Raw genomic sequence first — 12,388 nt, forward strand, 5'->3', positions numbered from 1 at the left:
AACATTATGAAAAGTTTATATTATTATTTATCGGCACTTGTTATCGCAACATTTCTTGTTGTTTCATGTAAAACACAAAACGCACAAAAAGCGACTACTGATATTACTGGAAAAACATGGAAACTTACAGAGCTTAACGGGAAACCAATTGAACTTAAAAACCCTAAAAACAATCCTCATTTCAAACTTAATATGGATGGAATGAGATATGAAGGTCATGCCGGATGTAACGGATTTGGAGGAACTTTCGAGATCAAACCTGAAATCATGAGAATAAAATTCAATCAGGGAATGTCTACGATGATGGCTTGTGAAGATCTGGATATTGAAAACCAGTTTACAAAAGCAGTCCTTGCTGCAGATAATTACTCTGTAAATGGAAATACGCTTACATTAAACAAGGCAAGAATGGCTCCTTTAGCTAAATTTGTTCTTCAGTAATTGAATCTTTTATAGTAAAAATATAAAGACACCTTACCAAAAAGGTGTCTTTTTCATTTATATAGGATTACTCTTTTTTATTGTACATTATATAGCAAATCAAAAGGCTTATATTCACAAGAACTGCAAATGAATTTGACAAAATAATTGGCAGCTCATCTTTTTCAAAACCATACCATACCCACAACGAAAGTCCTGAAATAAGGACCAGAAGCATGAGCAGAGAGATATCTTCTACATTTTTTTCTCTGATCACCTTTACAAGCTGCGGAATCATCGAAACCGAAGTAAGAAAACCGGCAATGATTCCTAATATATTTTCGTCCATTTATTTTACAATTTTGAATATTTATGCCAGGAAATGCTATTGAAACCTCTTAGATGAAACTTCTTCATGCAACGGAGTACCGTCTTCAATAAAACGGAATAAATCCCTGGAAAAATAGCAGCCATTGAGAATACCGCGGGCGCCCATTCCATTAAAAACATATAAATTATTCCATGTTTCATGTCTTCCGATGATTGGCCTTCTGTCTTTTACAGTAGGACGGAAGCCAAAATGTACTTCCTCGACTTCAAAATCATAAGGATAAAATTCAGAAAGCCCGTTGACCAGTTGAGAGACTGCAGAATCATCAATATGGTGGTGAAGCTGGTCTCTGTCGTAAGTTCCGCCATAAAAATAAAGTCCGTTTCCGGTTGGAAATAAGAAATGTTTCTTTTTAATGGTGATGTTTTCCGGAATCGGTTGGGAAAGTTTCACTTTTATATGATGTCCTTTATTGGGAACCACCGCTGTTTCTGAAAAGTATGGATTATCTTTCACTCCCATTCCTTCGCAAAAAATAATATTTTTGAAATAAAAATCTTTATAAACGGATTCGGAAGGGTTCAATTTGGTATAATCGAATCTTTCTTTTACCAAATGATCATTTTTTTCCAAATAATTGAATAAACCGCTAAAAAAACCATTAACATTGAGTCTGGCAGACTGATTCACCTTTCCGGTCTGAAAATCGTTTTTTACCCCGTTTAAACGATCGAAATTTTCATCAAGAAAAGCAGATAATTCTTCATTTCCTGATTTCTTTAACCAAAGATTCTGTTCATTCTCATCATGAAAAATTCTATGGATGGGAGCATTGATCAGATAATTTTCTCCGGTATAAGATTCTATTTCTTTAAGACTGTCTTTAAGATAGTCTATTTGTTCCTGTGCTTTCCAGAATGTGGTAAACTTTTTAAGAACAACGGGATTGATAATTCCGGCTGAAATCTGTGAAGCACTTTTTCTTCCTTCAGAAAAGATCACAAACGATTTATTGTTCTTAATTAGCTGATGAGCCAGGAAAAGCCCTGCATATCCGTCTCCTACAATAATATAATCTACATTTTTCATGAGAAATTTCATTTATTTAAAGGTCATATGTAATCGCCAATGTCATTTATTATTGATCGGCAATAAACAAAGGGTGATTTCATAATAAAAAAACCTGAGTAAAAATACTCAGGTTTTCTATAAATATCAAGTGAAATCTAGTAATTCCACATATCATTTTCCATATCAAGAATCTGCGATTTGATTCTATCGCTTTCTTCCAGCTGTTCTTCAGCATTTCTAGGAATATAGTCTTTGATTGTACCATCTCCTAAACCGCTTGAAGACTTGTAGATAATAGAAGAGAATCTTCTTGCATTGATGATATCATCAAAAGATAGGTCTGCAGAAGAATTTTTTCTATTGAAAACATAATTGTTTGCTAAAATATCACGAGCACTTGGATAATAGATCCAGAATAAGTCGATCAATTCATCAGCACCAGCTAAAGGCTGACCGTCAGGACCGATTCTTCCAACAGATGTAGGATCTGGTCCCATAGCTGCGATACCCAAAGGTCTGTATTTCATCTGACCGTCTCTCTTATCGATGAACCACATACCCATCACTTTAAGAACTTTCACTTTATCAGTTGTTGTTCTGATGATATCTGTTAATCTTTTTTTCTCATCTTCTGTAAGGGTTCTTCCAGAGTTAAGAATATCAATTGCTTCTTCGTCAAGTCTTACACTTTCCAATCTTTTCTGAATAGCTTCAGGTGAAAGTCTTGTCACAAAGTTTTCGTCATCATAAACTTCCTTAATGTCTCCTTTAAGAGCTCCATCAAGTAATAACTGATATAAAGATCTTGTAGAACTTGAAAGAAGACCATCCGGATTGTCATAATAGAATGGCTGGTTGATCTTATCATTCATATCAATGATTTCCCAAACAAACATACTTTTGTAAATATCTTTGTCATCAACGAAACCATATTCAAGAGGCTTTACTTTATTGCTGATAACAGTATCCCCTGCTTTTCTCATTGATTCAGATCTCATTTGTCTAAATTCCTCGGGAGAAGCAGCATTCAGAATAGTCTGGGAAAACGCGAATCCCGAAACTAAAACCAAAAGGGTGCTAATATATTTTTTCATAATATGATTTTACAAATTAACCTTATTGTACATTAATAATTACAGGTGAAATTTCCTTAAGTCTCTGGTTACCCAATCCTGTAGCCGTTGCCTGAATATCATAGATCTGAACTACATCACCAGGTCTTAGGTTTCTAAGCATACCTTCTGCTCCTGATAATGAGCTACCTTGAATCAGAGTACCTGCTTTTCCTGGAAGCTTGATAATGAAGCTGTTCACAGTAAACGAAACAGGGAAGTCAAAGTCAGGTAAAGTAGCTGATACAATCTGGTTAGGTATAGAACCTGCCGGCATAAAGTTTACAGCCTTACCTCTGATCTGACCCTGAGGTCTAGGAATATTCTTAATTCTGTACTCAAATACCTGAGAAACTGTCTTACCATATGGATCTGTTCCTGATAATGTTAACTTCACTACATTTCCTGTAGTAGGAGTTACATCCCATTTACCTGGACCTTTACCTTTCACAGTAGCACCTGCAGCAGATAATGAAAGTTTAGAATTGTCAGCACCTAAGATTGATCCTGAAACAGGGTTCTCAAGTCCTCTATACATTACATTCATTTTATCGGCAGAAAGCAATAATCCTTTTTCAAGTTTTACTTCTCTAGGTCCTGCGATTACATTATAAGTATGTGTCCAAGGGAAAGATTGCGGCTTACCTGAAGCATCTGTTAATGTAATTGTACCTCCTAATTTATGTTCACCAATTCCAGAACCTGAAATTTGCGTAATACCTTTACCATTCTCCACTCTGCTTACACCAGAGATACTGATTTTGTTACTGTTAGAATATGTTCCTAACATTACTTTTACTTCAGCCTGTTTTCCTGCCTGGATATCAACCGGACCTGAAACAATAGGCTCGTAGCTTGAGAATTTAATATTCGCATCTACTTTTTCCTGAAGCAATAGAGCTAATGCATCAGATTGTACGTTTCTGGCATCATTTTGGATAATCTCCAAATTAGATATTGCAGCAATTAGCGGCTGATGATAAAATTTATTCTGGAACCAAGTCTTTTCATTTGGAGATGTCCCTTTAGGATATTCCGCAATAAGAGACTTGTTAGCTCTTGCCACTAAATCCTGTAGCTGAGCATTGCTTCCAAAAGTAGTATTGATGTAGTTTCTTACATCATCAATTTTAGCTTTCAGATCTAATGCATTCTTTGAAGGAGTATTTTCATCACCTTCTTTGAAGAAATATTCAGTAGTTGCTTCGTTGTTGTTAAGTGCAGCAAAGTTTTCACTTACATCAATATCTTTTCCTGTTTTAGGATCTTTATCATGAAATTCAGATTGTTTTTTCAACAAATCTTTAACATCCTGAGCAGATTTCACTAACGCATCAATTTTGGTTTTCAATACTTTGTACTGAGCCCAAGGCTGCGCGTAGGTATCCGGAACTTGCTGAGCCTTAGCTTCCAATGTTCTTTCAAAGATCTTCTCGTTCTTTTTTTCTGTTAAAGTTCTGGTTTCATTCAATGCTCTGGTAGAGTCATAGTATGATCTGATGATTTCTGCATCAATATTTAGGGCCATCATCGCGATGAACACCAAATACATCAGGTTGATCATCTTCTGACGAGGGGTCTGTTTTCCTTGTGCCATTCTCTTTTCTTTGTTTTTTGATTAAGTAGTTAAATTTAGAAATGGTTAGGAATTAAGACTTCATAGCAGTTAACATACCACCATAAACTCTATTTAAGTTATTAAGATTAGAAGTTAAACCTTGTAGCTCTTGATTGAATTTCTCAGATTGCTCTGCGGATTTCTGCATATCTGCTACATATTTGTTAGCAAATTCTGATTGCTTTTTACCGCTTTCAAGTTGCATTGCATAAAGAGCATTCATGCTTTCCATATGCTGAGCAGCTTTATTTAATTGGTCATTATATTTATGAGTAGAAGCAGACACGTCAACAGTTTGATTGATCTGATCTACAGAATTTGAAAATTTATCAATTCCTGTTCTTAGTCTTTCAAATAATTGAACATCTAATCTAGCGTCTTCAAGCATTTTGTCCAATTTGGTAGAAAGAGAATTTTCTAATTCAGCAAATTGAGCTGCAGCGTTGTTATTTCTAGAAGATACATTAGAGTGTAATGGGTTAGGATTAGCATGCTTATCTAATAATTCAGGATAAACATTTTCCCAAGCATAAGACTCTTCAGATTTTGGAGGGTCAAATGCAAAAATGATAAAGATAATCGCCTCAGTAATAAGCCCCACGGTAAGAGCGATGTTACCGTTAATTGGTCCCAAGGTAATGTGAGTAATTTTAAGCCAAGCTCCAAGAATTACAATTGCAGCACCGAATGAATAAAAGAAATTCATCCAAGCATCTTTAGTCTTAAACATATTGAGTTAGTTTTTTTAATGTTAAATAAAATTGTTATTGAAAAATTGTCTGATTAATTTCTGTTAACTCTTCTTGGTTTAACAGCTGCTTCAGGGATATCCTGTACAGTTCTAAATCCGATATAGCTTCTTGCGGAATCTTTTCTTTCCCAATCTCTAGCACCTGTCATTAGTGCATATCCTATATCTTTCCAAGATCCACCTCTTACAGATTTCTTCGTATCCTTTTTATCTTTAGTAGAAGGATTTAATGTAGAAGTGAATCCAGCTGATGAATTGTTAAACGAAGATAATGTCCATTCAGAAACGTTTCCAGCCATATCAAATAACCCAAACCCATTTTTCTTAAATTTCTTAACTGGAGCTGTATATGTATAAGTACCTTTTTTCTCATCTTCCATATAGTTACCTCTCTTCGGTTTGAAGTTGGCAAGGTAACATCCTCTGTCATCCATTAAATATGGACCTCCCCAAGGATAAGTAGCATTTTGCATTCCTCCTCTGGCAGCATATTCCCATTCTGTCTCTGTTGGAAGACGGAATACTAATGGTTTTTGTTTTTTTCTTTTTAAACTTTCGTTGTAATCAGATTTCAATTTAGATCTGAAGTTACAATAAGCCCTTGCCTGATCCCAGGTTACCCCAACAACAGGATAGTCTTTGTAAGCCTTGTGCCAGAAGTACTGTTCAAACAATGGCTCATTGTAAGCAAAGTGGAAATCTTTTACCCAAACTGTAGTATCAGGATAGATCGCGATACTTTCGCTTTTCAGGTAATTAGCTCCTCTTTCGTTATCTGCAACTGCAGCGTCCATATCTCCCCAACGGTAAGTATATTTAAGCTTGCTTACATCTAAAATTCTTTCGTTTCCAATTCTGGAAGAAGAAGGCAGATACATAGATTCTAAAACTTCTGCGTATTCTACATCCGGATATTTTGTTGTGCTCCAGTGCAAAGGAATTTTCCAATCTAATCTTTTGCTGGCATCATAACTTCCGTCTTCCCGGCCGCCCTGGCCTTCCATATATTCTTGATAAGGTGTTAAATTTTCTTCTTTTTTAGCAAGGTATGCATAATCCCCTATGCTAGCTCCTTTACGTCCGCCTTCATCACCACCTTCTCCGGCAGCTTCAGCAAGTAAAGTTCTCGCAATAGAGTCTCTTACATAGTTGATAAATACTCTGTACTCCGAGTTGGTAGTTTCTGCTTCATCCATGAAGAAAGAAGAAACAGTAACTGTCTTCAATGCTGTTTTTTCAGGAGTATTTGTTGGATCCTGGTCTGCTAAACCAGCAACAAATGAACCTGCAGGAATTGCGACCATTCCGTATGGTCTTTCCGCAACAAATGATTTAGTTTTTTCTCTTGGTATCAATTCTCCTTTTGTTCCTGGCTTCCCTACAGAAGAGCTGCCACCACCTGAACAAGATACCGATGCTACCGACGCAGACAATAATAAAAGAAATATCCTTTTCATGTTAATTTTTATAATTAAGCCGTAAATATATAATTTTTTTAAGAAACTTTTAAGATTTTTTTTGAAATAACGGAAGAAATCTAAATTTATTTTATTTACAACTACTTTTTATTCCACGGTAACAGATTTTGCAAGGTTTCTCGGTTGATCTACGTTTGCCCCTCTATATACTGCAATATAATAAGCAAGCAGTTGCAGAGGTACGGAAGCAACGATTGGTGAGAAACATTCTGAAGTTTCAGGGATTTCAATAACATAATCTGCCATTTCACTCACCTGACGGTCTCCTTTATTCACTACAGCGATAATTTTACCTTTTCTCGCTTTAATTTCCTGAACGTTACTTACAATTTTATCATAGTGGCCTTTTTTAGGTGCTATAATTACAATTGGCATGTTTTCATCGATCAGGGCAATTGGACCGTGCTTCATTTCTGCAGCCGGGTATCCTTCTGCATGGATGTAAGAAATTTCTTTTAATTTTAATGCTCCCTCAAGGGCAGCCGGATAATTGTATCCTCTTCCTAAATAAAGGAAGTTTGTAGCTTTCACAAAATCTTTTGCAATATTTTGAGTCAGCTCATGGGTCGTACTCAACACTTCTTCAATTTTCTTAGGGATAGCATCAAGCTCAGCAATTAAGCTCATAAATTCAGCGTTTCCTAAGTTTCCGTTGTGTTTTCCTAATTTAAATGCGATTAAAGTAAGAATAGTAAGCTGTGCTGTAAATGCTTTTGTAGAAGCAACCCCGATTTCAGGACCGGCATGCGTATACGAACCGGCATCAGTAATTCTTGCAATTGAAGAATCTACAACATTACATATACCATATATAAATGCACCTTTTTCTTTTGCCAGTTTTAAAGCAGCCATCGTATCCGCTGTTTCTCCGGACTGAGAAATGGCAATCACCACATCTTTATCCGTAATGATTGGATTTCTGTATCTGAATTCTGATGCGTATTCTACTTCAACAGGAATTCTTGCATATTCTTCTATAAGATATTCTCCGATAAGACCAGCATGCCATGAAGTACCACAAGCAATAATGATGATTCTGTTGGCATTTTTAAACTTTTCAACATGATCCCAAATCCCTGCCATTTTAATCACTCCTTCATCTACAAGAAGTCTCCCTCTCATTGTATCGTGTACAGACTTAGGCTGTTCAAAGATTTCTTTAAGCATGAAATGCTCGTATCCACCTTTTTCGATCTGCTCAAGGCTCATTTTAAGCTCCTGAATTTCCGGCTCAATTTTAGAGTTTTCATTGATGGTTCTGATATCTACTCCATTTTCAAGAGAGATTGTTGCCATATGCCCTTCTTCAAGGTAGATGGCTTCTTTTGTAAATTCTACGAAAGGAGAAGCATCAGATGCAATAAAATATTCTTTATCTCCGATTCCGATAGCAAGAGGAGAACCTAATCTTCCTACCACCAATACTCCAGGATAATCTTCATGAAGTACAGTGATTGCATAGGCTCCATATACTTCATTCAATGCATATCTTACTGCAGTCGGGAAATCAGTTTCAGGATTAATATCCATAAAATACTGGAAAAGGTTTACCAATACTTCTGTATCAGTTTCTGATTTGAAAGTAAATCCTTTTTCCGTAAGCATTGTTTTAATAGTATCATAGTTTTCAATAATACCATTATGTACAACTGCTATTTTTCCATTGTTTGACAAGTGCGGATGGGAGTTTCTATCGCTTGGAACTCCGTGGGTAGCCCAACGCGTGTGCCCCATTCCAATTTTATATTTCCCTTTTAATTCTTTCGAAATATTCACCAAATCCTCAACCTTGCCTTTTGTTTTTTCTACTTCAAGTTTATTGTTTGAACCTTCTAAAACAATTCCGGCACTGTCATACCCTCTATATTCTAATCTTCTAAGACCATTAATTACAATTTCGTAAGCGTCTTGAAAACCTGTATATCCTACTATTCCGCACATATTATATTTTGTCTAGTGTATTTTGTATTTATTGTATTCTATTTTTTCGTCGCATAAGTCACCAACAGCTGGATTCTTTTTGGATTGGTATTCGCTTTATCTATACCTGTCAGAATAATTCTGTTCATATCAAAAGCTCTTGTTGTATTACGAACTCCTAAAAGGGTTCCTGTAGCATTTGCAGCGAATGTTCCTGCACCGATCACTAATGGTTTATTAACAATTGGCACATCTTGTCCATTAACTGTTTCCTTTTTTTCTTCAACAAGATCCTTGATTGTTTTTGTTACTATAATATCATAGTAATCTTTATCCTTGTTGTAGTTATATAAACCAAGTCCTGTTGATAAGTCTGATGTATAAGCTAATTTGGAGAAATCAATAGTACCATTACTATTTAATGTATTGGTTAGAATTGAAAATCTACGATCTTCTGTTGAGTTGGTATTCTTCCAGCTTAAAGGATCTACATATACTCTTATCTTAGCACTTAAAATACCTGCTTTCTTTTCAACATAGATCTTCCTAAGGTCTGCAATTGTCTCATCTTTAATTTTCATTACTACAGAAGGACCACCCATTCCCTGAATATAAAGCTTTTCATCACCTACAGAAGAATTGCTTGCTGCTACTGCATTGGCCGCAGGAGTCCCGGCATTGTTATATTCATACAGTCCGATATGAGCACTAGCACCTCCTAAGTTGAAAGCAAGATTTGTTTGTGGCCTTGTTGTATTCCCGTTCTCTGTTTTATCATATTTATAATACATGATAAGCTGAAGGTCATTTGGAGAGAACTGGTAAAGATATCTATCAGTTTCATCCACAGAAATCTTTATCCCTTTGAAATATCTGATAAAGTTAGAAGCATCCTGAAGTTCAGGTTTTCCTTTTTTATCAAGGATATGAGTCTGGAAAAAGTTTGTATTGCTTAGTTTCATTCTGAATCCAAGGTTTCCTGTAAATACAACTGAATTATCGGATTTCTTGGTAACAGATATAGAATTAATGTTACCATCAAACACTCCTGATCCTAATAACTCACCAGTACTTATACTCGTACCCGCATTGGAACGTTTGAACTTATCATCATTTGAATCTAAGAACGTAGTTACTTCGTGTACATTGATTTTCATTGATTTTGAAGCCCCTCCTATTTTACCGTATTTACGAACAGGATAAGTTTTCTTCTCAATTGAAACGGCTGTAGCCACTCCATCTACCGGAAAATCACTTTTCTCAAATGTATTTGTTTTTATGGAGTCACTTTCAAAGAAATAGGTATTAGAAGCAGTATTCGCTGGTGGTCTCACTACAAGAACAACGGAGTCTACTTTTGGATTGGCACCATTAAAGTCATAATTATCAACCGGCATTCTTAGCTGAGTAACATAAGAGGCTCTCTGCATTCCAAACTGACTTTCAGTAAAAGCTCCAAGAACACCAACAGTAGAGACTGCCCCCGTTTCGCTCAGTCCGCTGATTAATCTGGCAGCATCACTTCTGATTGAATCATTGTTGTTATAATTGTATGCGATAACTGGATATGCAATTTCATTACCTTGTGCTGCATCATCATTGAACAACTGTTCACCAAGAGAATCCGGATCCGGTTCACAGTTATAAAGGATTGTACTTCCGAAAATCGCCAATAAAAGCATGGCGAAGGTCCTTTTAAGATTATGAGTCATTAAAAATGTGTTTTTAATAAAGTTGATTTATAGAATCTATGTCAAGATATTCCGACTTCTCAGTAGCGGTTTCATTGAAAGCCTTATCCAGGTCTTCATCCAGAAACTCGTCACCTTTCACAACAGCATTTACATAGTTCATACTTTCGATAACAAAACTTTTAATTGTTGGGTTATCTAACGCTTTTAATCCTGAAATATTATCAAACTGTAGTTTTTCGTCGATCTTTTTATCCAAGTCCGCATCTTTCTCATTGTAAAGAGAAAGTACAATTTTCGCGTCTTTGAAATAAGTATCTGATTCGTAGTAAGTTTTAAGATAAATTGGAACAAAAGAAGCCATCCATCCATTCAAATGGATTACGTCTGGTACCCAATTCAGCTTCTTAATGGTTTCAATAACTCCTCTGGCAAAGAAAATAGCTCTTTCGTCGTTGTCTTCGAAAGGATTTCCTTCATCGTCAAAATAGTATTGTTTTCTTTTGAAGTATTCTTCGTTGTCAATAAAGTAAACCTGAAGTCTTTCCCCCGGAAGAGACGCTACTTTAATGATAAGAGGCTGGTCCAGGTCATTGATAATAATATTCATTCCTGAAAGACGGATCACCTCATGAAGCTGGAATTTCCTCTCACTTATTTGTCCAAATCTTGGCATAAAAACTCTTACATCATTGCCTTCATTGTGCATCTTAAGTGCCATTTTGTTTACCACTGCAGCCATATTGGTATCTTCCTGATATGGATACATCTCTGTAGTAATGTACAGTATTTTTTGATTCGGCATAAACTTTCTATCTAATTTTTGTAAAAATGCTTTAATGTGCAAAATTACAAAAAAACATCCAACATTATTTTAATTAACATTTTTTTACGAAAATTCCCTTTTCCAAATTATTAAAAGTGCATATTATTATACGATATTTTTACTATTTTTGAAATAGCATTAAAATAAACTATGGAAGTTATAAAAAACAGGAAGATCCTTCAGGATTTCATTGAAAGACAGAAAGAAATGGGGAAAAGAATTGGCTTTGCACCTACAATGGGGGCTTTACATAAGGGCCATCTTTCTCTGTATGAAGAGGCAAGAAAAGAAAATGACCTTGTTATTTCTTCAATTTTTGTAAATCCAACCCAATTTAACAATTCTGAAGATCTTGAAAAATACCCAAGGGATGTTAACAGAGATATTCTTATTCTTCAAAATTCAGGACTTGTAGATGCTGTTTATATCCCTGAGGTAGCAGATATCTACCCGGAGAAGACTGAAAGCCAGCACTATGATTTTGATGGATTGGAAAATGAGATGGAAGGAAAATCCAGACCGGGACATTTTGATGGTGTAGGAACTGTTGTAGAAGAACTTTTCAAACAGATACAGCCCGATCATGCTTATTTTGGAGAAAAAGATTTTCAGCAGCTTGCTATTATTAAAAAGATGGTAGATAAAAAACATCTTCCCGTTAAGATATCAGGAGTTCCTATCTACAGAGCAGAAAACGGATTGGCATTAAGCTCAAGAAACCAGAGACTTCATGAAGACCGAAAAGAAGCTTCTAAAGTCATTTATGAAACGTTAAAAAAAGTAAACGACTGGTTCAGAACCGTTACAATACCGGAAATAAAGGAAAGGGTAACAGATATTTTCGACAACCAGCAGGGAATGAAGCTTGAATATTTTCTGATTGCCGATGAAAACACTCTACAGGAAACTGATTTCTTCTATAAGGACAGAAAATTCAGGGCCTTTATTGTAGTAGTTGTAGATGGCGTAAGATTAATAGACAACATGCATTTGGATTAATATAACATACATGTATTCTTTATAAAACAAGAACTCTGATGGCGACGTCAGAGTTTTTTGATTTATTGTAATAAGAATTAACTAAATAATTACGGGAGAGAAGAATAATATAACAAAGAATATCTCTGTTACAATATTTATAATATTTCACTTTCTACTGTAAGAAATAAC

Annotated in this window: 11 protein-coding genes; 2 read left to right on the plus strand and 9 right to left on the minus strand. The window is 35.5% G+C overall.

Annotated elements, in window-relative coordinates:
* The first annotated feature begins 6 nt into the window (after positions 1 to 6).
* Positions 7 to 441 (plus strand): META domain-containing protein, encoded by a 435-nt coding sequence (locus SFA27_RS18715; protein WP_047377863.1) that lies wholly within the window; start codon positions 7 to 9, stop codon positions 439 to 441.
* Positions 442 to 508: 67 nt separating this feature from the next.
* Here the strand turns inward: SFA27_RS18715 and SFA27_RS18720 are convergent, their stop codons facing one another.
* The 9 genes from SFA27_RS18720 to SFA27_RS18760 all read right to left on the minus strand — a co-directional run bounded on the left by SFA27_RS18720 (position 509) and on the right by SFA27_RS18760 (position 11,197).
* Entirely contained in the window at positions 509 to 769 is a 261-nt protein-coding gene (locus SFA27_RS18720) for a SemiSWEET transporter (RefSeq protein ID WP_047377862.1), read from the minus strand.
* Between the two features lie 36 nt (positions 770 to 805).
* Positions 806 to 1,840, minus strand: coding sequence for an FAD-binding oxidoreductase (locus SFA27_RS18725; protein ID WP_047377861.1), 1,035 nt, complete (start codon positions 1,838 to 1,840; stop codon positions 806 to 808).
* Between the two features lie 137 nt (positions 1,841 to 1,977).
* A complete protein-coding gene (gene gldN, locus SFA27_RS18730; RefSeq protein WP_047377860.1) occupies positions 1,978 to 2,916 on the minus strand; it encodes a gliding motility protein GldN in 939 nt (312 codons plus the stop codon).
* Between the two features lie 22 nt (positions 2,917 to 2,938).
* Positions 2,939 to 4,531 carry a GldM family protein gene (locus SFA27_RS18735; RefSeq protein WP_264519095.1) on the minus strand — a complete coding sequence of 531 codons (1,593 nt, stop codon included), beginning with the start codon at positions 4,529 to 4,531 and terminating at the stop codon, positions 2,939 to 2,941.
* Positions 4,532 to 4,583: 52 nt separating this feature from the next.
* On the minus strand, positions 4,584 to 5,282 hold the full coding sequence (gene gldL / locus SFA27_RS18740) for a gliding motility protein GldL (protein ID WP_047377858.1): 699 nt from the start codon (positions 5,280 to 5,282) through the stop codon (positions 4,584 to 4,586).
* Positions 5,283 to 5,335: 53 nt separating this feature from the next.
* Positions 5,336 to 6,760 carry a gliding motility lipoprotein GldK gene (gene gldK / locus SFA27_RS18745; RefSeq protein ID WP_047377857.1) on the minus strand — a complete coding sequence of 475 codons (1,425 nt, stop codon included), beginning with the start codon at positions 6,758 to 6,760 and terminating at the stop codon, positions 5,336 to 5,338.
* 108 nt (positions 6,761 to 6,868) lie between these two features.
* Positions 6,869 to 8,722, minus strand: a complete 1,854-nt coding sequence (gene glmS / locus SFA27_RS18750) for a glutamine--fructose-6-phosphate transaminase (isomerizing) (protein WP_047377856.1) — start codon at positions 8,720 to 8,722, stop codon at positions 6,869 to 6,871.
* Positions 8,723 to 8,760: 38 nt separating this feature from the next.
* Positions 8,761 to 10,413: a DUF4270 family protein gene (locus SFA27_RS18755; RefSeq protein ID WP_407294209.1), complete on the minus strand. Its 1,653-nt coding sequence runs from the start codon at positions 10,411 to 10,413 to the stop codon at positions 8,761 to 8,763.
* A gap of 13 nt (positions 10,414 to 10,426) precedes the next feature.
* Positions 10,427 to 11,197 (minus strand): glycogen/starch synthase, encoded by a 771-nt coding sequence (locus SFA27_RS18760; protein ID WP_047377854.1) that lies wholly within the window; start codon positions 11,195 to 11,197, stop codon positions 10,427 to 10,429.
* A gap of 171 nt (positions 11,198 to 11,368) precedes the next feature.
* Between SFA27_RS18760 and panC the strand changes: the two genes are divergently transcribed.
* Positions 11,369 to 12,217, plus strand: a complete 849-nt coding sequence (panC, locus tag SFA27_RS18765) for a pantoate--beta-alanine ligase (RefSeq protein ID WP_407294211.1) — start codon at positions 11,369 to 11,371, stop codon at positions 12,215 to 12,217.
* Positions 12,218 to 12,388 lie beyond the last annotated feature (171 nt).

The sequence above is a fragment of the Chryseobacterium sp. HR92 genome (assembly GCF_045689405.1).
Classification (GTDB): domain Bacteria; phylum Bacteroidota; class Bacteroidia; order Flavobacteriales; family Weeksellaceae; genus Chryseobacterium; species Chryseobacterium viscerum_A.